A 22,333-nucleotide genomic window follows, 5' to 3' on the forward strand; every position below is an offset into this window, starting at 1 on the left:
CTGCTTTTTCTGTGTCCTTATGGTATAATGAGGTGATTAATATTAGACCAAAAATACTCTGGACTAGTATTCTATGTATTTGAGTATTTGTATAAAAAAGCTAATGAGTTAGTGAAAGGAAGCGAGCGGTTCTATGCTTGAAGTGATCATAGCCGTTCCTAAAGTATCTTATGTATATTGAAATGATTGATGAGACTGGACAAGTCTCTGAGAAATTAAAAGAACAAACCTTGGAGTTGCTAGATTTTGCAGCACAAAGACTCGGCAAGGAAGACAAGGAAATGGCGGTTACATTTGTAACCAATGAACGTAGCCACGAGCTAAACCTGGAATATCGTGATACGGACCGTCCAACGGATGTTATTAGTTTGGAGTATAAGCCTGAATTAGACATTAGCTTTGATGAGGAAGAGTTGGCTGAAAATCCTGAATTAGCTGAAATGATGGGAGAGTTTGATAGTTATATCGGTGAACTCTTTATTTCTGTTGATAAGGCTCACGAGCAAGCTGAGGATTATGGTCATAGTTTCGAGCGTGAGATGGGCTTCTTGGCTGTTCACGGTTTTCTTCACATCAATGGCTACGACCATTACACCCCAGAAGAAGAAGCGGAAATGTTTGGATTACAGGAAGAAATTTTGACTGCTTATGGACTTACGCGACAATAACCCACAAAAAAAGTGGAAAAACAGAGAATTTACAGCTAGTTTTGAGTTTGCTCTAACAGGGATTATCACAGCTTTTAAAGAAGAACGCAACATGCGCAAGCATTTGGTTTCAGCTATCTTGGTGGTATTGGCTGGCTTGATTTTTCGTGTGTCTGCGACAGAATGGCTCTTTCTTTTGATGGCAGTTTTTCTCGTAATTGCCCTAGAGATTGTTAATTCTGCCATTGAAAATGTTGTCGATTTGGCCAGTAAATATCACTTTTCGATGCTAGCCAAAAATGCCAAGGATATGGCTGCAGGGGCTGTTTTAGTGGTTTCTTGTTATGCACTCATTACAGGTATGATTGTTTTTATACCTAAAATTTGGCACTTAATTTTCAATTAAAAGGAAATAGGAAAGAAGTTATATGACATTTAAATCAGGATTTGTGGCTATTATTGGCCGTCCTAATGTAGGAAAATCAACGTTTTTGAACCATGTTATGGGGCAAAAAATTGCTATCATGAGTGATAAGGCTCAAACAACCCGTAATAAAATTATGGGGATTTACACAACTGATAAGGAACAGATTGTCTTTATCGATACACCAGGGATTCACAAGCCTAAGACGGCTCTTGGAGATTTCATGGTGGAATCTGCTTATTCAACCCTTCGTGAAGTGGATACCGTCCTCTTTATGGTACCAGCTGATGAGCCTCGTGGTAAGGGTGATAATATGATTATCGAACGTCTTAAACAAGCTAAGGTTCCAGTTATCTTGGTAATCAATAAGATTGACAAGGTTCATCCAGATCAGCTCCTAGAGCAGATTGAGGATTTCCGTACACAAATGGATTTCAAGGAGATTATTCCGATATCTGCCCTCCAAGGAAACAATGTTTCTCATCTTGTGGATGTCTTGAGTGATAACCTTGAGGAAGGGTTCCAATATTTCCCAGCGGACCAAATCACCGACCACCCAGAGCGTTTCTTGGTATCGGAGATGATTCGTGAAAAAGTCCTTCAGTTGACACGTGAAGAAATTCCACACTCTGTTGCTGTTGTCATTGATGAGATGAAGCGTGATGAAGACACGGATAAGATTCATATTCGTGCGACGATCATGGTTGAGCGTGACAGCCAAAAAGGCATTGTCATTGGTAAACAAGGTTCCATGCTCAAGAAAATTGGTACCCTTGCCCGTAAAGATATTGAAGTTATGCTAGGGGACAAGGTCTTCCTTGAAACCTGGGTTAAGGTTAAGAAAAATTGGCGTGATAAGAAATTAGATCTTGCCGATTTCGGATACAACGAAAAAGAATATTAAAAAGCTGGGCATTTGCTCGGCTTTCTTGTTAGAAGGAGGAGCAAATGCCTGAGTTACCTGAGGTAGAAACTGTTAGACGAGGGTTAGAAAGATTGGTAGTAAGTCGGACCATTTCGTCTGTTGAAGTTAAGGTCCCGAAAATGATTAAGACCTCCTACGATAGTTTTTTGAATGACTTACCTGGCCAAACTATTCAAGCCATGCGACGTAGAGGCAAGTACTTGATTTTTGATTTTGGACAGTTGATTATGATTTCCCACTTGCGCATGGAAGGGAAATACCTCTTGTTTACGGATCAGGTCCCTGCTAATAAGCATTTCCATCTTTTCTTTATCTTAGATGATGGCTCGACTCTTGTTTATCAGGACGTCCGCAAGTTTGGGACCTTTGATTTATTGGCTAAAAATCAAGAGGAGGCTTATTTTACAAAGAAAAAGCTTGGTCCTGAGCCTACTAAGAAGGCTTTTAAATACGCCCCGTTTGAGAGAGCCTTGATGACCTCTGCAAAGCCCATTAAAAGTCTCCTTTTGGAGCAGAAATTGGTGGCTGGTCTAGGCAATATCTATGTTGATGAGGTGCTTTGGGCAGCCAAGGTTCATCCTGAGACGCCAGCAAAGAAACTCAGCAAGGCAGCCATGAAGCGAGTCCATGATCAAACGATTGTTATTTTACAGCTAGGAATTGAAAAAGGTGGCTCAACTATAAGGACTTATCGTAATGCCCTTGGTGAGGATGGGACCATGCAGAACTATTTGCAGGTTTACGGAAAGACGGGACAGCCTTGTCCACGCTGCGCAAGCACAATTGAGAAAATCAAGTTAGGAGGGAGAGGAACACATTTGTGTCCTCATTGTCAGAAACGATGATTATTGGGTTAACAGGTGGTATTGCTTCAGGAAAATCTACTGTTGTTGAAATGATTAAAGAGGCAGGTTACAAGGTCATTGACGCTGATCAGCTTGTACACGACATGCAGGCTCAAGGGGGCCGTTTGTACCGTGCCTTACTCGATTGGTTGGGAGAGGAAATTCTTCTTTCTAATGGGGAATTGAACCGTCCTAAACTAGGGCAACTGATCTTTTCCAATGAGGAGATGAGACAGCGGTCTGCTGAGATTCAAGGGACGATTATTCGAGAGGAACTAGCAGCGCAAAAGGATTATTTAGCTAAGAAAGAAGATGTTTTTTTCATGGATATTCCCTTGCTTATTGAGAATGGGTATCAGGACTGGTTTGATCAGATTTGGTTGGTGGCAGTGTTACCGGAGATCCAGTGCCAACGCTTGATGAAACGTAATCACTTAAGTGTTGAGGAAGCTAAGCTGCGTATTGATAGCCAGATGTCTTTAGCTGAGAAAATGCCCTATGCCAGCTTGGTTCTTGATAATAACGGTAGTCTCGATGATTTGAAGAAAAAGGTTAAGAGTGCAATAAATGATTTAACGAGCTCCTCATAGCTAGCCATTGTGATATAATGGATAGTGAATTTTAGAAAGAAGACGATTATTTGCGCCAAAAAGAGCTTAAAAGTACTGATTGGCAACGTAACCTTAAAATTGCATGGATAGGAACCTTTTTTACTGGAGCTAGTTTCTCCATTGTTATGCCTTTCATGGCCCTCTACATTGAGGAACTTGGTGTTAAAGGAGATATGGTCGAATGGTATGCTGGCTTGTCTGTTGCCATCTCTGCCTTAGCCTCTGCCTTGGTTTCTCCTGTTTGGGGACGCCTGGCTGACCGTTATGGTCGAAAGCCCATGATGATCAGGGCAAGTATGGTGATGACTTTTACAATGGGAGGTCTTGCCTTAGTCCCAAATGTTTTCTGGCTACTTTTCTTGAGAACGCTGAATGGTTTGTTTGCGGGCTATGTCCCAAATGCCACAGCATTAATTGCTAGTCAGGTTCCTCAGAACCGTTCTGGCTATGCCTTGGGGACCTTGTCTACGGGTCTAACGGCAGGTGTTCTGATTGGCCCTTTGTTAGGTGGTACCTTGTCTGAAGCGTTTGGTATGAGGGGGACCTTTTTGTTGGTTGGACTCATTCTATTTATCTGCTGCCTCTTGACGATTTTTGGTTTGAGAGAGAATTTCCAGCCTGTCGAAAAGGGAGAGATGATGACCCTTTCTCAAGTTTTTGCAAAAATTCCCAGCAAATCTATGCTGATTGGACTTTTTGTGACCAGTATGATTATCCAGATTTCTGCCCAATCGATTGCTCCTATGTTGGCCCTTTACATTCGCTATCTAGGTCAGAGGGAAAATATCCTTTTTTACTCAGGGTTAATTGTTTCTGCTATGGGCTTCTCTAGTCTCTTAAGTACCCCTTATCTGGGAAAACTGGGAGACCGTATTGGGAATCATCGCTTGCTTTTAATGGGGCTATTTTATAGCTTTCTCTTGTATTTCCTCTGTGGTTTTGCTGGTTCAGCCTTGCAACTGGGTATCTTACGTTTTGCCTATGGCTTTGGTGTGGGTGCCCTTATGCCTAGTGTCAATTCTTTATTGACCAAGATGACACCCAAGGAAGGAATCTCAAGAATATTTAGCTTTAATCAAAGCTTTTCATATATTGGACAGGTTTTAGGTCCCTTTGTTGGGTCAGCAGTTGCGACAGGACTAGGTTATCGCTGGGTCTTCTTTGTGACTGCAATGATCGTCTTTGGAAATTTCGTCTGGTCCTTAATCATCTTTAGAAAATCGCTAGGAGTCAAGAATATAGGTGAGAGTTAAAATCAATTTAAAGTGTAGTGAATGTGGGAGCATCAACTATCTCACAAGTAAAAATAAACAGAATCATCCTGAGAAAATTCAGGTACCCAAATTCTGCCCTAAGGATAGAAAAGTAACCTTACATGTTGAATCTTAAAGGGTTCTATGGTAGAATAAAAAGGACTTTTTCGGAGGAATAACTATGTACGACTTATTATTAACGCTGCTCTTGGTGATGTCAGCTATTATTGTGATTGCGGTATTCATGCAGCCACAAAAAAATCCAAGTAGCAATGTCTTTGATGGTGGTGGGTCAGAAGCACTATTTGAACGTAGTAAACCACGTGGTTTTGAAGCCTTTATGCAACGCTTTACAGGAATCATGGTTTTTCTATGGATTGTAGATGCAATCGTCCTTTCCATTCTCTCAAGTAAGTAATGAGCTGACTGAGGTTGGCTCATTTTTTGCGTTATAGTCAATAAATAAAAGAAAAGGAAATCATGAAAGAATCTATTATAAATTATTTGAAGGAGCATGGGAAATCCAGTGTAAACGACATTGCCCAGGCTCTTAATCATGCTGGGGGAGAAAAGTTCCCTCAGCTCATCAAGGCCATATCAGCCATGGAAAGTAAGGGACAGTTGCGTTTTAACCGAGATGGCTCTGTATCCTTGCGTCCTAAGAAAGAAAATCCTAATCAGGTGACTGTTGAAGGTGTCTTCCGTGCCAATAAGAACGGCTTTGGTTTTTTACATGTCGATGACAGTGAAGATGATATGTTCATTGGTCGTAATGATGTTGGCCATGCCATTGATGGTGATACTGTTGCCGTTGTCATCAAGAAGCCAGCAGATCGTTTACGTGGGACAGCAGCCGAAGCTCGAGTTGTTGAAATCGTAGAACGTTCGCTTAAGACTGTTGTAGGGAAATTTATCCTTAGCGACGAGAAAGAACCTTATGCGGGTTACATTAAGTCTAAAAACCAAAAAATTCAGCAGCCAATTTACATCAAGAAAGAACCAGTTGCCCTAGATGGTACTGAAATTATCAAGGTTGATATTGAAAAATACCCTAACCGTCACTATGATTATTTCGTAGGAAGTGTTCGTGACATTATTGGTCATCAGGGAGATGCTGGTATTGATGTCTTGGAAGTTTTGGAATCAATGGATATTGTTTCAGAGTTCCCAGAGGATGTCATGGCCGAGGCAGAAGCTGTCCCAGATGCACCGAGTCAAGAAGACCTCGTTGGTCGTGTTGACCTTCGTCAAGAAGTAACCTTTACTATTGACGGAGCCGATGCTAAGGACTTGGACGATGCGGTCCATATCAAACGTTTGCCAAATGGTAACTTTGAACTTGGTGTTCATATTGCCGATGTGTCTTACTATGTCACTGAAGGTTCTGCTCTTAACCGTGAGGCCGTAGCACGTGGGACATCTGTTTATGTGACAGACCGCGTGGTACCAATGTTGCCTGAGCGTCTTTCAAATGGTATTTGTTCACTAAATCCCAATGTTGATCGCTTGACGCAATCAGCCATTATGGAGATTACTCCAAAAGGTAAGGTGGTTAATCATAAGATTTGTCAATCTGTGATTAATACAACCTTCCGTATGACCTACAGTGATGTCAATGAGATGTTGGCTGGAAATCCAGAAAAGATTGAGCAGTTTAAACCAATCATGGATTCTGTATCAGCTATGGCAGAACTGCATAAGATTTTAGAAGACATGCGTGAGCGTCGTGGTGCCCTTAACTTTGATACATCTGAAGCTCGTATCTTGGTCAATGAGAAGGGGATGCCAGTGGATATCGTGGTGCGTGAACGTGGAACAGCCGAGCGAATGATTGAATCCTTCATGTTGGCTGCCAATGAATGTGTGGCAGAGCACTTCGCCAAGGCTAAGTTGCCATTTATTTACCGTATCCACGAAGAGCCAAAAGCTGAGAAATTGCAACGCTTCATGGATTATGCCTCTATCTTTGGTGTTCAAATTAAAGGAACTGCCAATAAGATGGATCAGCTAGATTTGCAAGAGTTTATGGCCAAAGTTCAGGGAAAACCTGGAGCAGAGGTCATGAACATGATGCTGCTTCGTTCAATGCAACAAGCCCGCTATTCAGAACACAACCACGGACACTATGGACTTGCGGCTCAGTATTATACCCACTTTACTAGTCCAATCCGTCGTTACCCAGACCTCTTGGTTCACCGAATGATTCGTGAGTACACTAACAATATGTCTCAAGAAACACGTGAACATTTTGAAGAGGTTATTCCTGAGTTAGCGACATCATCTTCAACTCTTGAACGTCGTGCCATTGATGCTGAACGTGTCGTTGAAGCTATGAAAAAAGCGGAATACATGGAAGAGTTTGTTGGTCAAGAATTCGATGGTATTGTCGGAAGTGTGGTTAAATTCGGTATGTTTGTGGAATTGCCAAACACTATCGAAGGTTTGGTTCACATCACGACCCTTCCAGAATTTTACAATTACAATGAACGTACCATGACACTTCAGGGTGAGAAAACTGGTAAGACTTTCCGAGTTGGTCAGCCTATCCGTGTCAAGTTAACACGTGCGGATAAGGAAACCGGAGACATTGACTTCCAATACCTTCCAAGCGAGTATGATGTCACTGAAAAAGTAGACCACAAGGCTCGTCAGGAACGTGAAGAAAAGGCGAAAGCCTTCCGCAATAGAGGCCCACGTCGTGACCGTCAAAATGGAGACTTCGAACGTCGTGGTAAACGTGGGGATAACCGTAACCGTCAAGATGCTAATGGTCGTAAAGGCTCTTATGACGAAAAACGTAAGTCATCTAAGAAACCCGACAAGCGTAAGAATCAAAACCGTCCTCATAATGATAACAAGGGACGTGAGAGTGGCCGTCGTAAGAAGAAAGGGAACAAACCTTTCTACAAGGACGTTGCTAAAAAACGAAAATAGGATGAGAATGGAGGGACTGCTATGCCAAAGGGTGAAGGCAATGTTGTTGCTCAGAATAAAAAGGCTAGACATGACTATAGTATCGTTGATACTATTGAAGCGGGTATCGTGCTGACAGGGACGGAGATTAAATCCGTTCGTGCGGCACGCATCCAACTAAAAGATGGCTATGCCCAAATCAAGAATGGTGAGGCCTGGTTAATCAATGTTCATATTGCTCCTTTTGAGCAAGGAAATATTTGGAATCAGGATCCAGACCGTACGAGAAAATTATTGCTTAAGAAAAAGCAAATCACCAAACTTCAAAATGACCTTAAGGGAACAGGGATGACCTTGGTTCCTTTGAAGGTATACCTAAAAAACGGTTTTGCCAAGGTGTTGCTTGGTATTGCCAAAGGGAAACACGACTACGATAAGCGTGAGTCTATCAAACGTCGTGAACAAGAGCGTGATATCAAACGTATTATCAAGAGTGTTAACCGTTAAAACGCCTATCATCTAAGACTGCTATAGTCCTAGATGATTTTTTGTTTTTGGCTTTAAGACATGATATAATGGGAGTACCATACGGTCTTTAGTTGGGATAGTAGTTATACCTAACTCTGGTCGTGATACTGTAAAGGAGATTAGCGATGCCAGTAGATGCTAAAACAAAATACAAGGCCAAGAAGACAAAGATTGTTTTCTTCGACATTGACGACACCCTTCGTGTCAAAAAGACAGGCTACATTCCTGAATCTATTAAGGCTGTTTTCAAAGGGCTTAAAGAAAAAGGAATTTTGACGGGGATTGCCACAGGACGTGGCTACTATGGTGTCGTTGAGGACATTCGAGACCTAGAGCCCGATTATTTTGTAACCATCAATGGAACTTATGTGATTAATCGAAAAGGGGAAGAAATTTATAACCAGCCCCTAGCTCGTGAGGTTACAGAAGCTTTTGTTGCTTGGTGTAAAGAGATTGGGATTGCTTGGGGCTTTGCTGGTAAGGATAAGCCAGTTGTCTCAGAGCGTTCAGGTTTGATTGATGATGCTATGAAACCAGTCTATGGTCTTTGTGATGTGGAGCCAGACTTCCACTTGTCGAACGATGTTTACCATATGTGGACTTTTGCGGAAAATGATGGTGAGCTTGAGTTACCAGAAGAACTTGCGACACATGTTCGTATGGTACCTTGGCATGAACACTCATCTGACGTCGTAGCAAATGGTATCTCAAAAGCATCTGGTGTCGAGCATGTCTTGGAGCATGAAAACCTTAAACCGGTCAATGCTATGATGTTTGGGGATGGTCCAAACGATATGGAGATTTTTGACTATGTTGGACTTAAGGTTGCCATGGGTAATGCCACACCAGAACTGAAAGAAAAAGCAGATTACGTTACAGGAACAGTAGAAGAAGATGGCATTTTCAATGCCTTGGAGGAACTCGGATTGGTAGAAAAAGAACTTCATTTCCCACAACTTGACTTGGATGCAGTAGAAGGTCCAGTCGCAACAATTAAAACAAACCATGGTGATTTGGTCATCAAGCTTTTCCCTGATCATGCACCATTAACAGTTACTAACTTTGTCAATTTGGCCAAGAGTGGCTACTATGACGGTGTGATTTTCCACCGTATTATCAAGGACTTTATGATTCAAGGTGGTGACCCAACTGGTACTGGTATGGGTGGTGAGTCAAGCTTTGGTGGTAGCTTCCAGGATGAATTTTCTGAAGAGCTCTATAACCTCCGTGGTGCGCTTTCTATGGCCAATGCTGGACCAGATACTAATGGTAGTCAGTTCTTCATCGTTCAAACGCCTGAAATTCCTTATGCTAAAAAGGAACTCGAACGTGGTGGTTGGCCAGCACCAATCGCGGAAGCTTATGCTGAAAATGGTGGAACACCTCACCTAGACCGTCGCCACACAGTCTTTGGTCAATTGGTGGATGAAGACTCTTACAAGGTGCTTGATGAGATTGCCAATGTTGAGGTTGGGGCTCAAGATAAGCCACTTGAGGATGTTGTGATTGAAACAGTTGAGGTAGCAGACTAAGATGAAAATTGGAGACAAGCTTAGGGGTGTTATCACAGGCATCAAGCCTTACGGTGCCTTTGTTTCATTGGAAAATGGTACCACAGGCTTGATTCACATCTCGGAGATTAAGACAGGTTATATCGACAACATCTACAATACCCTCAAGGTAGACCAGGAGGTCTTGGTTCAAGTTGTTGATTTTGATGAATTTACACAAAAGGCTAGTCTTTCTTTGAGAACCCTTGAGGAAGAAAAAAATAAAATCCCTCATCGTCATCGTTTCTCTGATAGTCGTTTGAACTATGGCTTTAAACCCTTGGCAGAAGCAATGCCAGGATGGATTGAAGAAGGACTTGACTATCTTAGACAAGAGCATGAGGAAAAATAGTAAAAGCTGACTCTCGATGAGTCAGCTTTTTTGGTGTTTTCGATTTGGCTACAAACAAAAAGATCTTCAATTTAATTGAAGACCCATGTTTATTAATTAGACATCAAAATAGAGCAATTCTTTTGGTGTGTGTGTGAAGACTTCAAAGCCATCTTTTGTCACATAACCACAGTCCTCGATACGAACACCAACTTTTTCAGGAATGTAAATACCTGGTTCAACAGAGAAGCACATTCCTTCTTCGATTACCAAGTCATTTCCTTCCATGATTGAAGGGAATTCATGCACATCCATTCCGATACCGTGTCCGAGGCGGTGGTTGAAGTATTCACCATAACCAGCTTTTTCAATAACATTACGTGCTGCAGCATCGACTTCGCTGGCAGTTACACCTGGTTTAATCATATCTAGGGCAGCCTGTTGAGCTTCTAAAGTCAAGTGGTAGATTTCTTTTTTGAAATCATCGGGTTTTCCAACAGCGACTGTTCGCGTCATATCTGAAGCATAGCCATTCACCATACAGCCCAAGTCGAAGAGAAGAAGAGCATCTTTTTCAATTTTGTTGCTTCCAGGAATGCCGTGTGGGTTGGCTGCATTGTTACCAGTCAAGACCATAGTTTCAAAGCTCATTTCATAGCCCAAGCGTTTGATGCCAAATTCGATTTGAGCAATGATGTCTGTTTCAGTAACGTCAAGAGAGATATTGTCGAAACCGATATTAACAGCTTTATCAGCATAATCACCGGCAACAATCATTTTTTGAATTTCATCAGCTGACTTGATAACGCGCATTTTTTGAATGAATGGTGTCAAGTTTTCAAAGCGACCTTCAAAGACTGTTTGCAATCCTTGGAACTTAGTCACATTGAGATTGTCAAACTCTGCATAAATAATAGAGCTGTCTGTACTTGCTAGACCAGCTTTGATTTTTTGCCATGGATTTTCAGAATCCACATAACCAAAGACTGGGAAGTCGAGTACAGCAGAGGCACGTGCAACCTCAAGAGCAGGAACAAAGAGGGCAGGTTCACGATTTTCGTAGACGAAGAGGAACATTTGGCGTTCATGTGGGTCACAATCAAAACCAGTAAGATAATTGACAGTTACAGGATCTGAAACAATAGCTAGCCCTGCTTTATTTTCATTCAAAAAATGACGAATGCGATCAAGTTTAGACATAGAAAAAACTCCTTTGTATTTCTTACACTCATTCTGTCACTTTTATAGGGAAAATGCAAGTTGTTTTTTGGCTTTTCATTAAATCATTTACTTTCATTGAGACTTTTTTAGGCTAGTTTTGTAAGCGATGGATAGTCTTGGAAACACGAAATGAGAGGCCTTTTTCTGAAATGGCTTTCTTCCTCGTAACCATAAAGAAGGAATCCCTTTCATTTTTTTGTAAAAAATCAGTCAAAATAATTGAAAGTGTTTTCAGAATCTGATACAATTAGCATGAATAAGTGAGCGTAAAATGAGAAAGGAAGTGTTTTTATGAATACTGATGAAACAATTACTATATACGACGTTGCGCGTGAAGCAGGTGTTTCGATGGCGACTGTGTCTCGTGTGGTAAATGGAAATAAAAATGTAAAAGAAAACACCCGAAAAAAAGTGCTTGAGGTCATTGATCGTTTGGATTACCGTCCAAATGCGGTTGCGCGTGGCTTGGCGAGTAAGAAAACCACTACTGTAGGAGTTGTTATTCCAAATATTGCTAATAGTTATTTTGCTACTTTAGCAAGGGGGATTGATGATATTGCTACGATGTACAAGTACAATATTGTTCTTGCATCTAGTGATGAAAATGACGATCATGAAGTTACCGTGATTAACTCTCTATTTGCCAAACAAGTAGACGGTATCATCTTCATGGGTTACCACTTGACGGAAAAAATTCGTGCAGAATTTTCTCGTACCCGTACGCCGATTGTTCTAGCAGGAACAGTAGACCTCGAACACCAATTACCGAGTGTTAACATCGACTATAAAGCTGCCGTTGAGGATTCTGTAACGCAGCTTGCCAAGAATAATGAAAAGGTTGCCTTTGTATCAGGACCACTAATTGATGATATTAATGGCAAGCTCCGTCTAGTTGGTTATAAGGCTGGACTTGAAAAGAATAATTTGCGCTACAATGAAGGACTTGTCTTTGAAGCTAAATATAGCTATAAAGACGGCTTTGATTTAGCACAACGTGTCTTGAACTCTGGTGCCACTGCTGCCTATGTTGGGGAAGATGAATTGGCTGCGGGTCTCTTGAATGGCCTCTTTGCTGCAGGTAAATCAGTTCCAGAAGACTTCGAAATCATCACAAGCAATGACTCACCAATTACAAGCTACACACGTCCAAACCTTTCTAGTATTAATCATCCTCTCTATGATTTAGGGGCAGTTAGCATGCGTATGTTGACTAAAATCATGAATAAGGAAGAGCTTGAAGAAAAAGATGTTATTCTTAATCACGGTATTACCTTACGTCAGTCAACAAAATAAAAAAGGAGTTGGGACATAAGTTTGTCTCAACTTCTCTTTTTTAGAAAAAGGGAGAACCAATGACTTTTGAGGATGCTTATTTTAAAAAGAAAGTCCTAAAACCTGATAGCCTAGAGCCTTTTGGTTTTACAGCTACCGAGCAAGGCTATGAGTTCAGAAAAACACTGATAGCTGAAGAACTTGAAGCTCGATTGTTTATTGATTTAGAAGGTAAGCTGACGGGACAGGTTGTCGATAGTGATTTTGATGAGCCTTATGATATCTTCAGGAGTCCTCAGGCTACTGGAACTTACGTTGGTCAAGTCAGAGAAGCTTATGGAGAACTTCTGTCACAGGTAGCTGATTCTTGTTATGAAGATCAATTATTCTCATTTCCACAAGCTAATCGCCTGGCTAAATTTTTAGCTCAAGAATTTTCAGACCAAGCAGACCAACCTTTCGAGAAGGAACCAAGCTATCTATCTTTTAGAGTTGATGGTAAATGGTATGCCTTGTTTTTTCCTCTTAAGGGAGAAAAACTAGGGCTTGATGGAGAAAAGGCAGAATTAACATATGATGTGGTTAACCTCAAGGTTAATCCGACGCAAATGGATAAGCTCTTGAAAATGGATGGCGTTTTTCCTAGCTACCATATGTCCAAGAAGACCTGGGTTAGTCTTGTTTTAGATGAGACCTTGCCGGACCAGACCATTTTTGAGCTTCTTAGTGAAAGTCGTTCCCTAGTGGCTCCCAAACATCTTAGAAAGGCTTCGGAGCCTCATTATTGGATTATCCCGGTAAATTTGAAATACTACGATATTGGGGATGAGTTTTCCGCAAATGAGGAGATTCTTTGGACACAGAAAGCTAGTATGCAAAAGGGAGATTTTGTGGCTATCTATATTACGGCACCTACCAAGGCCATCCGTTACGTCTGTCAGGTTTTAGAGGCAAATATCCCTAATCAAGGTTATCGTGAAGAGGAGAGTATTAAAGAGTTGATGCGGATTAAGCCCTTATACACTTTTAATGACACTGACTTTGATAGTGATAGACTAAAGAGTTTAGGTATTAAAACTGTTCGGGGTCCTAGACATATGACGGAAGAGTTAGTTCAGGCCTTATCCCCTTACCTAAAAGAAAAATAGAAGGAGGACATCATGCGAATTTTGATTGCACCTGATTCATTTAAGGAAAGTTTATCTGCAAAAGAGGTCGCCTTAGCTCTCAAATCGGGCTTTGAAAATGCCTTACCCGACGCTGATTTTGACCTTATGCCAATAGGCGATGGTGGTGAAGGGACCTTAGATGCTCTTGCTGAAAATCTAAATCTTGAGAAGAAAAGTATCAAGATTCCTCATGCCTATACAAGTGATGGAAGTGTTTCTTTTGCCAGTAATGGTCAGACTGCCATTTTTGAAATGGCTGCGATTTGTGGCTTAGAGCATATTTCTAAGGAAAAACGAAATCCTCTAGCTCTAACGACACAAGGCGTAGGTGAACTAATTGTTCATTTGGTTCAATCTGGCATCCGAGAGTTTATTATAGGCGTAGGTGGATCTGCTACCAATGATGGTGGTATTGGTATGGCATATGGATTGGGTTATCGTTTTTATGATTCTGAAGGACAGGAGCTTGAGCCAATAGGTGCTAATCTTGGTCTCATTAAGAAGGTATTCTCTAAAAATAAGCTTGATTTGTCTGGTGTCACCATTCGTCTGATTACTGACGTAGATAGCCCCCTGTGTGGCCGAGATGGAGCAACCTATATTTTTGGTGGACAAAAAGGCTTGTCTCCTTCACAATTTAAAAAAGTTGATCAAGATATGTCACAATTCTACACTAACTTTGCTCCAGAAGTTTTAAAACTGGCTGGTTCAGGGGCGGGAGGAGGTATGGCTGCAGGCCTGGTGGCCTTTGCAGGTGCAGAAATTAAATCAGGGATTGACTTTGTACTTGATTGTGTTGATTTTGACCAACGTGTGATGTCTGCTGATTTGGTTATAGTAGGAGAAGGACGTATGGATAGCCAGTCCTTGTCTGGTAAGGCACCGGTCGGGGTGGCTAGGCGGACACCATCAGCTATTCCTGTCATTGCTATCTGCGGTAGTCTGAAGGATGACTTGCCTGATTTTCCAGTAGCAGGTATTTCAGCTGCCTTTCCCATTATTGGACAAGTATCAGACTTAGACCAAGTTTTAGCTGCTGCCAAGGAGAATCTCTATCGAACAGGACTCAATATTGGGAATCTCATCAAGCTCAGTAAAACATTGTGATATAAGAAAAAGCTGACGTTGCGTCAGCTTTTATTTTCCAAATAGTTTAGCGAAAAATCCTTTTTTTTCAGTAACAGGTTCAGTTTCTTTAGGAGCGAGGGTATCAGGATAGAGCTCTGAAAATAACACTTTATCAAGATTCTCTGCTTGATTACTATGTACAATAAGACCGTATGGTGAATGGGCCTTGGCCTCGTCCACGATAGTAGCTGAAATGTTGAGTGCTTGAGCCGTTTTGATATAGGTAAATTGTATCTGGTCAGCTAATTTTGGCGATAGCTTGAGACTAAGATTCGGGTAAACGGCTTGTAAGTCTTTTAAGATCTGCGGAAAATGGTCAATTACAGTTTTCTTTTCAGCATTTTCCAATAGAACAGCTAGGACTACACGTTCCGCATAGGTTCCAAAATACTGACGAAGTTCATCGGGGTTAAGGCGTTTTTCGCCACTAGCGCATTGGAGTACTTTGTTTTCAAGTGAAGTCATAGGAATCTCCTCTTAGTTTTCTACTTGTATTATACAATATTTTGAATTCCTTTTCATTCAGGTCGTTTTCTGAGATTTTCAAAAACAATTGAAAATATTAAAAAATAGAAAATCGCTAGAAAATTCTGGTTTTAATTTGCTTAAGCCTTGATATTATGGTAATATATAGGTGTAAAAAATTTTAACTCATAAGGAGAGTATTGTAATGTCAATTATTACTGATGTTTACGCACGCGAAGTCCTTGACTCACGCGGTAACCCAACACTTGAAGTAGAAGTTTACACTGAATCTGGTGCATTCGGTCGCGGTATGGTTCCTTCAGGAGCTTCAACTGGTGAACACGAAGCAGTAGAACTTCGTGATGGTGACAAAGCTCGTTACGGTGGTCTTGGTACTCAAAAAGCAGTTGATAACGTAAACAACGTTATTGCTGAACACATCATCGGATTCGACGTACGTGATCAACAAGGTATTGACCGCGCAATGATCGCTCTTGACGGTACTCCAAACAAAGGTAAACTTGGTGCCAACGCTATTCTTGGTGTGTCTATCGCTGTAGCACGCGCAGCTGCTGACTACCTTGAAGTTCCACTTTACAGCTACCTTGGCGGATTCAACACTAAAGTTCTTCCAACTCCAATGATGAACATCATCAACGGTGGTTCTCACTCAGACGCTCCAATCGCTTTCCAAGAATTCATGATCGTACCTGCTGGTGCACCAACATTCAAAGAAGCTCTTCGTTGGGGTGCTGAAATCTTCCACGCACTTAAGAAAATCCTTAAAGAACGTGGACTTGAAACAGCCGTAGGTGACGAAGGTGGTTTCGCACCTCGTTTCGACGGAACTGAAGATGGTGTTGAAACTATCATCAAAGCTATCGAAGCTGCTGGATATGTACCAGGTAAAGACGTATTTATCGGATTTGACTGTGCATCATCTGAATTCTACGATGCAGAACGTAAAGTTTACGACTACACTAAATTTGAAGGTGAAGGCGCTGCTGTTCGTACTGCTGCAGAACAAATCGACTACCTTGAAGAATTGGTTAACAAATACCCAATCATCACTATCGAAGATGGTATGGACGAAAACGACTGGGACGGTTGGAAAGCTCTTACTGAACGTCTTGGTGGTAAAGTTCAATTGGTTGGTGACGACTTCTTCGTAACTAACACAGCTTACCTTGAAAAAGGTATTGCAGAACACGCTGCTAACTCAATCCTTATCAAAGTTAACCAAATCGGTACTTTGACTGAAACTTTCGACGCTATCGAAATGGCGAAAGAAGCTGGATACACAGCAGTAGTATCACACCGTTCAGGTGAAACTGAAGATTCAACAATCGCTGATATCGCAGTTGCAACTAACGCTGGTCAAATCAAGACAGGTTCATTGTCACGTACTGACCGTATCGCTAAATACAACCAATTGCTTCGTATCGAAGACCAACTTGGTGAAGTTGCAGAATACCGTGGTTTGAAATCATTCTACAACTTGAAAAAATAATTCTATAGTCATATAGAATAAAAAGAGGTTCCTTAGGGAATCTCTTTTTTTGCTTGTTCTAAAGAACTTTTGACTAAGCTAGGCACCGTCTCTAAATAGGACTTCTAGACATAAAAAGCCCCCGCAATCCTATTGACTGCGGGGATTTCGTCTTAGAATAGACCTTTAATCTTGTCTAAAGCGCCACTGACCATTTCGTTGCCTGACACAAGAGATTTAGCTTGGTCGAAGTACTCGCCCAAATCATCTTTGTTTTCATCGACAAACTTTTTAGCAGCTTCGAAATCTTTCTTTTCGATCATTTCTTTTACTTGGTTAAATAATTCCATTGGATTCATATCGGTTCTCCTTTATAAGTTTTCTTACAAATCCTATTTAATCACGCTTATAGCAAACTAGCAAGAAATATGTTTGAGGCGAGTGCTATGAGGATTATGATTTTCCAGTTAAGTACGATTGATAATTGTTTAATCTAAAAAGGCAGTCCAAATAGGACTGCTTTTAAGGCTTATTGTTGTTCCGTTGAAGAGCTACTAGACTCTGATTCACTTGAACTTGAGCTTGATTCAGATTCTGCAGGATGTAGTTCCTTGTAAGATGGGGTCTTGAATAGATCAGCTGTCGATTTATTGCCTTTTTGTTTGTAGAGGCTGGTTGATTTATCTTTCAGCTTTTTATTGATTTCTTTTAGTTGATCCATCTGTTTAGTGTAGGAAATCTTGCTAGAATCAACATGCTTCAAACCGTTTGGCGTATAGAAACGAAGAAGGTCACCTGTTTGAACAGCGTCACTCATCGAAAGCTGAGTTGCTACTGCCTTACGAATGGCTTCGTTATCCTTTTTAGTTGTCTCATCAGGGTTGGTAATTTCTTCCCCTGTTTGAGTGTTATAAAGTCGACCAGAGTAGCTGGTGTATTGAGGAGTAACATATTGACCTGAGGTTCTAAATGCGACGGTTTGCTTATTATCAGGAGATAGGAGGTCTTGTCCCATCTGGATATAAGAGCTAGTGTCAACGCCAAGAACGTGAAGGAGAGTTGGAAGGGCATCAACCTCACCACCAAAGGTGTTAGAGATACCACCACCAGTATAGCCTGGAATATGAATCATGTAAGGAACACGTTGAAGCATGGCTTTATCATAGTTTGACCAAGTTTCAGGGTTCTTACCGAGAAGTTCAGCAAGATTGCTGCTTCGTGTATCAGAGATACCATAGTGGTCACCGTACATGACAATAATCGAGTTATCGTAAAGACCGGTTTCCTTGAGGTAATCAAAGAAGTCTTTGATTGCTGAGTCAAGATAGTTAGCTGTTGCAAAATATCCGTTGACTGTTTCGTCTTTTGTTTCGGCAAGTGGGAAACCTTGTTCCTTTTCATCGCCTGAGAGAGAAGTATATGGGTAGTGGTTAGATACTGTAAGGTATTTAACGTAGAAAGGTTGTTGCATTTGTTCCAGATACTTGATGGAATCTGGGAACATGTACTTGTCATTTAGACCATACTGGAAGGAGTTTTCATCAGTTTTTTCAGTGAAGGCTGATGAGTCAAAGAAGTAGTTATAACCCCATTGTTTATAGGTATTATTACGATTCCAGAAGGATCCAGTGTTTCCGTGGAAAACAGCTGACGTATAGTCACCTGTTTGAGCTAGGATAGATGGCGCAGCATAGGCTGTATTGGTACCACCATAGTTTACCATGTATGACCCTGTGCTTAGTCCAAAGAGAGACGTTTCCATCAAGGTTTCAGCATCAGAAGTTTTACCTGATTTTACTTGGTGGAAGAAGTTTGAAAAGGCTAGAGTTTCATTTGAGTGATAAATGGAATTGATGAATGGTGTAACCTCATAGTCTTGACCGTCTACTTTGAGCTTGTAATCAATGAGGAACTGTTGGAAGCTTTCCAAGTGAATAACGATGACGTTTCTTCCTTTAGCAATTCCGTAATACTTAGGGTCAGGTGCCGCATAGTGCTCCTTAACGTAAGCCTCAACCTTTTTCATATCCTCAGCTGTTGCAGATGAACGAGCCTGTGAAGCTTGATAAGTTAAGTTACCAGAATAGGCTGTGAAGAAGGGAAGCCCCATAGCACGAACAATATAGTTATTTGAGAAACCACGTGTCAACAACTCGCCACGGTTAACTTCCGCTAAGAAGAGGTTAACTGAGAGTAGGAGTGTTGATAGTGCAGTAACTGCGAAACTAGCTCGTTTATTAAATGGCTTGCTGTCCATTTTAAGCTTTTTCCTGAAACCAGCATAGATGAAGAAAGGAACATCAATCAGGTAGAAAATATAGCTTGGCTCAAGAAGGTTCTTGGCTGAGTCTCCTAGTCCTGCTGCCGAACTAGAACTTGCTAGGATGGTATTTACAGTGATGAAGTCTGTAAACTCTCCAAAGTAAATCACATTAGCAATAAGTAAGAGGTTAAGGATGACATAGATAGCAATGGTAATGCTATAAAAGAAACGTCGTTTCTTGAAGTATAGTCCTAAACCCAGAAGCATTAATCCTAGTGGAATAGGGTTGATCAGCGAAAGCATAACCTGATATCTGCTTTCCAACTCAAGATTAATGTTGACGTAATAAGCGAATATGGTTTTTAGCCAGTAAAAGAAGAGTAACAAGAGGATAAATCCAAGTCTTGATGAAACTCCTTTCCAAAAGGCTTCAGTAATTTTTTTCAAAGTAATACTTCCTTTGATTCTATATTATCTTAATCATTATACCAAATAAGATAATGACTCTCAAAAATTTACTGCCATTGAGTGTGATATTCCTTGACATATAATTGATAAAATCTAGTCACGAAACAGAAATAATAGCATTTTTTTGGTATAATAGTAACATGAGTATATTGACGGTAAGTCCCTTTGCGGAGAAAAAAATCAAACAAGGAAAACAGCTTCTTTTAGCCGAAGATTTTCCAAATATAACTGAAAATAATCAGTTGGTTTATCTATATAGCCAATCCAAAGACTTTTTAGGAACGGGCTATTTGTCAAGTCAAAATAAGGGGATAGGATGGTTTCTGTCCCCTAAAAAACAACAATTGACAGTGACTTATTTTCAAGGACTTTTTGAAAGGGCTAAGGCCAAACGTCAATCCTATTATGATAATGAGTTGACGACAGCTTTTCGTCTTTTCAACCAAGATGGTGACGATTTTGGTGGTCTCACAATTGATTTATATGGGGATTATGCCCTCTTTTCATGGTACAATGCCTTTGTTTATTCCTTGAAAAATGATATTGTAGAGGCTTTCCAAATGGTCTTTCCTGAGGTCTTGGGAGGCTATGAGAAAATCCGCTTCAAGGGTCTTGATTTCGAATCAGACCATCTTTTTGGGCAAGAGGCGGCTGATACCTTCACCATTTTAGAAAATGGGGTAACTTATGAAGTTTTCCTCAATGATGGGCTAATGACGGGGATTTTCCTTGATCAGCATGAAGTGCGTGATGGTTTAGTTAATGGCTTAGCTTTGGGAAAATCAGTTTTGAATATGTTCTCCTATACGGCAGCTTTTTCAGTGGCTGCAGCTATGGGGGGAGCGGTTGAAACGACATCGGTTGATTTGGCTAAGCGTTCACGTGAATTATCGACAGCTCATTTTGAAGCTAATGGCTTCAGTATGGAAAATCATCGCTTGGTCGTGATGGATGTCTTCGATTATTTCAAATATGCAAAGAAAAAAGGCTTATCTTATGACCTTATCGTCATCGATCCGCCAAGCTTTGCTCGAAATAAGAAACGCACTTTCTCAGCAAATAAGGATTACCACAAGTTAATTGCACAGAGTCTTGATATTTTATCAGAGCATGGGACAATCATCGCAAGTACCAATGCTGCTAATATGACCGTGCAACAGTTTAAAAAACAACTCCGTAAGGGCTTGGGAGATGTTTCAGCGGACTTCGTTAACCTGCAACAATTACCAGCGGATTTTACCGTCAATCCTAATGATCCAACATCAAATTATTTGAAAGTATACACAATAAAGGTAAATAAATGAAAATTGTAGTTCCGATTATGCCAACTAGTTTAGAGGAGGCACAAGAGCTTGAACTGTCTCGTTTTGAGGGGGCAGACATTATAGAATGGCGTGCAGATTTTTTAGATAAGGATAGTATCTTAACGGTTGCTCCAGCTATTTTCGAGAAATTCGCAGGCTTTGAGATTGTCTTTACCATCCGTACAACGCGTGAGGGTGGCAAGCTTGAGTTAACGGATGCGGAATATGTCGCACTAATTGAGGATGTCGCTGCTATCTACTCGCCAGATTATATTGATTTTGAGTATTTCACTCGTAAGGCTGTCTTTGACCAAATGCTGGATTTTTCAAACTTGGTTTTGTCTTATCATAACTTTGAGGAGACACCTGAAAACCTCATGGAGCTTTTGTCTGAGATGACAAACTTAACGCCGAGAGTGGTTAAGGTGGCGGTTATGCCTAAGCATGAGCAGGATGTTCTTGACCTTATGAACTTCACACGTGGTTTTAAGGCCTATAATCCTGAGCAAGAGTTTGTGACCATGTCAATGGGTAAACTAGGTCGTTTGTCACGTTTTGCGGGAGATTTGGTGGGGTCATCATGGACCTTTGCTAGTCTTGATAATGCCAGTGCGCCAGGACAAATTAGTTTAGCAGACATGCGCAGAATCATGGAGGTTTTGGATGCAGATTGATGGACACACACGCTTAGCGGCTGTTGTTGCCAATCCTATCAAGCATTCCATTTCACCATTCATTCATAATTTGGCCTTCGAAAAGACACAAGTTAATGGTGTTTATGTGGCCTGGGAGATTCCAGAGTCAGACCTAGCCGAGACAGTTGAAAATATTAGACGTTACAACATGTTCGGTATCAACTTGTCGATGCCATATAAGGAAGCAGTCATTCCTTTTTTGGATGAAATTAGTCCTGCAGCTCAACTGATTGGTGCCGTCAATACAGTTGTTAATCGTGATGGTCATTTGATTGGTCATAATACGGACGGTTTTGGCTTCTTTGCTAGTCTAAAGGACTTTAGCCCTAGAGACGCTCATCTGATGATTTTGGGTGCTGGTGGTGCCGCTAAAGCTATTGTGACGCAGGCAGTTCTTGATGGTGCAAAAAAAGTCAGTGTCTATGTTCGCCCTCAGTCATTGGATAAGGCAAAAGAAAGTTTTAAGTCCTTACTTGAACAGGCAACTTGCCACTTGGAGTTTCATGCTTTAAATGATTTTGAGTATTTTCAAGAGGAACTAGGCCAGGCTGATTTATTGGTGAATGCGACGAGTGTTGGGATGGATGGCGAATCCTTGCCTATTCCTACAGACACAAAATTTCCTAAGGGACTCTTGGTTGCTGATATCATTTATCAGCCTTTTGAAACACCTTTCTTGGCCTTGGCTAGAAAACAGGGAATCGAGGCTGTGAATGGACTTGGCATGTTGCTTCATCAAGCGGCAGGTGCCTTTAAATTGTGGACCGGCAAGGACATGCCAACAGACGCCATTTGGCAGGAATTAGAAAATATTTACAATAGCTAGGAGGGG

23 protein-coding genes are annotated in these 22,333 nt (G+C 41.1%); 19 read left to right on the forward strand and 4 right to left on the reverse strand.

Annotation, left to right across the window (positions count from 1 at the left end):
- Positions 1–170: 170 nt before the first annotated feature.
- From ybeY to HMPREF3112_RS08385, 12 genes are all read left to right on the forward strand, one after another.
- The gene (gene ybeY, locus HMPREF3112_RS08335) at positions 171–668 is read left to right on the forward strand and encodes an rRNA maturation RNase YbeY (RefSeq protein ID WP_002886021.1); all 498 of its coding nucleotides are present in this window, start codon (positions 171–173) and stop codon (positions 666–668) included.
- The gene (locus tag HMPREF3112_RS08340; protein ID WP_002885950.1) at positions 649–1,053 is read left to right on the forward strand and encodes a diacylglycerol kinase family protein; all 405 of its coding nucleotides are present in this window, start codon (positions 649–651) and stop codon (positions 1,051–1,053) included. The genes ybeY and HMPREF3112_RS08340 overlap by 20 nt, the downstream gene beginning before the upstream one ends.
- A 22-nt stretch (positions 1,054–1,075) precedes the next feature.
- On the forward strand, positions 1,076–1,975 hold the full coding sequence (era, locus tag HMPREF3112_RS08345) for a GTPase Era (protein WP_002886016.1): 900 nt from the start codon (positions 1,076–1,078) through the stop codon (positions 1,973–1,975).
- 44 nt (positions 1,976–2,019) lie between these two features.
- Positions 2,020–2,841, forward strand: a complete 822-nt coding sequence (mutM, locus tag HMPREF3112_RS08350) for a DNA-formamidopyrimidine glycosylase (RefSeq protein WP_021144488.1) — start codon at positions 2,020–2,022, stop codon at positions 2,839–2,841.
- A complete protein-coding gene (gene coaE, locus HMPREF3112_RS08355; RefSeq protein WP_070439210.1) occupies positions 2,838–3,431 on the forward strand; it encodes a dephospho-CoA kinase in 594 nt (197 codons plus the stop codon). The genes mutM and coaE overlap by 4 nt, the downstream gene beginning before the upstream one ends.
- 50 nt (positions 3,432–3,481) lie before the next feature.
- Positions 3,482–4,705, forward strand: a complete 1,224-nt coding sequence (locus HMPREF3112_RS08360) for a multidrug efflux MFS transporter (protein ID WP_070439213.1) — start codon at positions 3,482–3,484, stop codon at positions 4,703–4,705.
- Positions 4,695–4,841 carry a 50S ribosomal protein L33 gene (gene rpmG, locus HMPREF3112_RS11090; protein WP_002890443.1) on the forward strand — a complete coding sequence of 49 codons (147 nt, stop codon included), beginning with the start codon at positions 4,695–4,697 and terminating at the stop codon, positions 4,839–4,841. The genes HMPREF3112_RS08360 and rpmG overlap by 11 nt, the downstream gene beginning before the upstream one ends.
- Positions 4,842–4,886: 45 nt before the next feature.
- Positions 4,887–5,123 carry a preprotein translocase subunit SecG gene (secG, locus tag HMPREF3112_RS08365; RefSeq protein ID WP_002886135.1) on the forward strand — a complete coding sequence of 79 codons (237 nt, stop codon included), beginning with the start codon at positions 4,887–4,889 and terminating at the stop codon, positions 5,121–5,123.
- A gap of 62 nt (positions 5,124–5,185) precedes the next feature.
- Positions 5,186–7,639: a ribonuclease R gene (rnr, locus tag HMPREF3112_RS08370; RefSeq protein WP_070439216.1), complete on the forward strand. Its 2,454-nt coding sequence runs from the start codon at positions 5,186–5,188 to the stop codon at positions 7,637–7,639.
- Between the two features lie 21 nt (positions 7,640–7,660).
- A complete protein-coding gene (gene smpB, locus HMPREF3112_RS08375; protein WP_002885905.1) occupies positions 7,661–8,125 on the forward strand; it encodes an SsrA-binding protein SmpB in 465 nt (154 codons plus the stop codon).
- Positions 8,126–8,271: 146 nt separating this feature from the next.
- Positions 8,272–9,678, forward strand: coding sequence for a Cof-type HAD-IIB family hydrolase (locus HMPREF3112_RS08380; RefSeq protein ID WP_048675114.1), 1,407 nt, complete (start codon positions 8,272–8,274; stop codon positions 9,676–9,678).
- 1 nt (position 9,679) lies between these two features.
- A complete protein-coding gene (locus tag HMPREF3112_RS08385) occupies positions 9,680–10,048 on the forward strand; it encodes a S1 RNA-binding domain-containing protein (protein ID WP_002886108.1) in 369 nt (122 codons plus the stop codon).
- A 96-nt stretch (positions 10,049–10,144) separates the two neighbouring features.
- Here HMPREF3112_RS08385 and HMPREF3112_RS08390 read toward each other — a convergent pair whose 3' ends face one another.
- Complete coding sequence (locus HMPREF3112_RS08390) at positions 10,145–11,227, reverse strand: M24 family metallopeptidase (protein ID WP_014634135.1); 1,083 nt, start codon at positions 11,225–11,227, stop codon at positions 10,145–10,147.
- A gap of 312 nt (positions 11,228–11,539) precedes the next feature.
- On the opposite strand from HMPREF3112_RS08390, the gene ccpA reads away from it, so the two are divergent.
- The 3 genes from ccpA to HMPREF3112_RS08405 are packed head-to-tail and all read left to right on the forward strand — an operon-like array spanning position 11,540 to position 14,796.
- Complete coding sequence (ccpA, locus tag HMPREF3112_RS08395; protein WP_070439219.1) at positions 11,540–12,541, forward strand: catabolite control protein A; 1,002 nt, start codon at positions 11,540–11,542, stop codon at positions 12,539–12,541.
- A 59-nt stretch (positions 12,542–12,600) separates the two neighbouring features.
- The gene (locus tag HMPREF3112_RS08400; protein ID WP_021152145.1) at positions 12,601–13,668 is read left to right on the forward strand and encodes an MmcQ/YjbR family DNA-binding protein; all 1,068 of its coding nucleotides are present in this window, start codon (positions 12,601–12,603) and stop codon (positions 13,666–13,668) included.
- A gap of 12 nt (positions 13,669–13,680) precedes the next feature.
- The gene (locus HMPREF3112_RS08405; RefSeq protein ID WP_070439222.1) at positions 13,681–14,796 is read left to right on the forward strand and encodes a glycerate kinase; all 1,116 of its coding nucleotides are present in this window, start codon (positions 13,681–13,683) and stop codon (positions 14,794–14,796) included.
- A gap of 30 nt (positions 14,797–14,826) precedes the next feature.
- Here the strand turns inward: HMPREF3112_RS08405 and HMPREF3112_RS08410 are convergent, their stop codons facing one another.
- Entirely contained in the window at positions 14,827–15,282 is a 456-nt protein-coding gene (locus HMPREF3112_RS08410) for a YueI family protein (protein WP_070439225.1), read from the reverse strand.
- Between the two features lie 205 nt (positions 15,283–15,487).
- Between HMPREF3112_RS08410 and eno the strand changes: the two genes are divergently transcribed.
- Positions 15,488–16,792, forward strand: a complete 1,305-nt coding sequence (gene eno / locus HMPREF3112_RS08415) for a surface-displayed alpha-enolase (protein ID WP_002886048.1) — start codon at positions 15,488–15,490, stop codon at positions 16,790–16,792.
- A gap of 152 nt (positions 16,793–16,944) precedes the next feature.
- Here the strand turns inward: eno and HMPREF3112_RS08420 are convergent, their stop codons facing one another.
- Positions 16,945–17,130 carry a hypothetical protein gene (locus tag HMPREF3112_RS08420; RefSeq protein ID WP_002886071.1) on the reverse strand — a complete coding sequence of 62 codons (186 nt, stop codon included), beginning with the start codon at positions 17,128–17,130 and terminating at the stop codon, positions 16,945–16,947.
- A 170-nt stretch (positions 17,131–17,300) separates the two neighbouring features.
- On the reverse strand, positions 17,301–19,481 hold the full coding sequence (locus HMPREF3112_RS08425) for an LTA synthase family protein (RefSeq protein WP_070439228.1): 2,181 nt from the start codon (positions 19,479–19,481) through the stop codon (positions 17,301–17,303).
- A 161-nt stretch (positions 19,482–19,642) separates the two neighbouring features.
- Here HMPREF3112_RS08425 and HMPREF3112_RS08430 point away from each other — a divergent pair, with 161 nt between their 5' ends.
- From HMPREF3112_RS08430 to HMPREF3112_RS08440, 3 genes are read left to right on the forward strand one after another with little or no spacing between them, the layout of a single operon-like run.
- Entirely contained in the window at positions 19,643–20,806 is a 1,164-nt protein-coding gene (locus HMPREF3112_RS08430) for a class I SAM-dependent rRNA methyltransferase (protein WP_037597587.1), read from the forward strand.
- On the forward strand, positions 20,803–21,480 hold the full coding sequence (aroD, locus tag HMPREF3112_RS08435; RefSeq protein WP_002886054.1) for a type I 3-dehydroquinate dehydratase: 678 nt from the start codon (positions 20,803–20,805) through the stop codon (positions 21,478–21,480). The genes HMPREF3112_RS08430 and aroD overlap by 4 nt, the downstream gene beginning before the upstream one ends.
- On the forward strand, positions 21,470–22,327 hold the full coding sequence (locus HMPREF3112_RS08440) for a shikimate dehydrogenase (RefSeq protein ID WP_070439231.1): 858 nt from the start codon (positions 21,470–21,472) through the stop codon (positions 22,325–22,327). The genes aroD and HMPREF3112_RS08440 overlap by 11 nt, the downstream gene beginning before the upstream one ends.
- The last annotated feature ends 6 nt before the right edge of the window (positions 22,328–22,333 follow it).

This window comes from Streptococcus sp. HMSC10E12 (assembly GCF_001807855.1).
Taxonomy (GTDB): Bacteria; Bacillota; Bacilli; order Lactobacillales; family Streptococcaceae; genus Streptococcus; species Streptococcus salivarius.

Coding starts and splice junctions, on each gene's coding strand:
- ybeY (WP_002886021.1), top strand. CDS start 171: ATGTATATTGAAATGATTGATGAGACTGGACAAGTCTCTGAGAAATTA.
- HMPREF3112_RS08340 (WP_002885950.1), top strand. CDS start 649: ATGGACTTACGCGACAATAACCCACAAAAAAAGTGGAAAAACAGAGAA.
- era (WP_002886016.1), top strand. CDS start 1,076: ATGACATTTAAATCAGGATTTGTGGCTATTATTGGCCGTCCTAATGTA.
- mutM (WP_021144488.1), top strand. CDS start 2,020: ATGCCTGAGTTACCTGAGGTAGAAACTGTTAGACGAGGGTTAGAAAGA.
- coaE (WP_070439210.1), top strand. CDS start 2,838: ATGATTATTGGGTTAACAGGTGGTATTGCTTCAGGAAAATCTACTGTT.
- secG (WP_002886135.1), top strand. CDS start 4,887: ATGTACGACTTATTATTAACGCTGCTCTTGGTGATGTCAGCTATTATT.
- rnr (WP_070439216.1), top strand. CDS start 5,186: ATGAAAGAATCTATTATAAATTATTTGAAGGAGCATGGGAAATCCAGT.
- smpB (WP_002885905.1), top strand. CDS start 7,661: ATGCCAAAGGGTGAAGGCAATGTTGTTGCTCAGAATAAAAAGGCTAGA.
- HMPREF3112_RS08380 (WP_048675114.1), top strand. CDS start 8,272: ATGCCAGTAGATGCTAAAACAAAATACAAGGCCAAGAAGACAAAGATT.
- HMPREF3112_RS08385 (WP_002886108.1), top strand. CDS start 9,680: ATGAAAATTGGAGACAAGCTTAGGGGTGTTATCACAGGCATCAAGCCT.
- HMPREF3112_RS08390 (WP_014634135.1), bottom strand. CDS start 11,227: ATGTCTAAACTTGATCGCATTCGTCATTTTTTGAATGAAAATAAAGCA.
- ccpA (WP_070439219.1), top strand. CDS start 11,540: ATGAATACTGATGAAACAATTACTATATACGACGTTGCGCGTGAAGCA.
- HMPREF3112_RS08400 (WP_021152145.1), top strand. CDS start 12,601: ATGACTTTTGAGGATGCTTATTTTAAAAAGAAAGTCCTAAAACCTGAT.
- HMPREF3112_RS08405 (WP_070439222.1), top strand. CDS start 13,681: ATGCGAATTTTGATTGCACCTGATTCATTTAAGGAAAGTTTATCTGCA.
- HMPREF3112_RS08410 (WP_070439225.1), bottom strand. CDS start 15,282: ATGACTTCACTTGAAAACAAAGTACTCCAATGCGCTAGTGGCGAAAAA.
- eno (WP_002886048.1), top strand. CDS start 15,488: ATGTCAATTATTACTGATGTTTACGCACGCGAAGTCCTTGACTCACGC.
- HMPREF3112_RS08420 (WP_002886071.1), bottom strand. CDS start 17,130: ATGAATCCAATGGAATTATTTAACCAAGTAAAAGAAATGATCGAAAAG.
- HMPREF3112_RS08430 (WP_037597587.1), top strand. CDS start 19,643: ATGAGTATATTGACGGTAAGTCCCTTTGCGGAGAAAAAAATCAAACAA.
- aroD (WP_002886054.1), top strand. CDS start 20,803: ATGAAAATTGTAGTTCCGATTATGCCAACTAGTTTAGAGGAGGCACAA.
- HMPREF3112_RS08440 (WP_070439231.1), top strand. CDS start 21,470: ATGCAGATTGATGGACACACACGCTTAGCGGCTGTTGTTGCCAATCCT.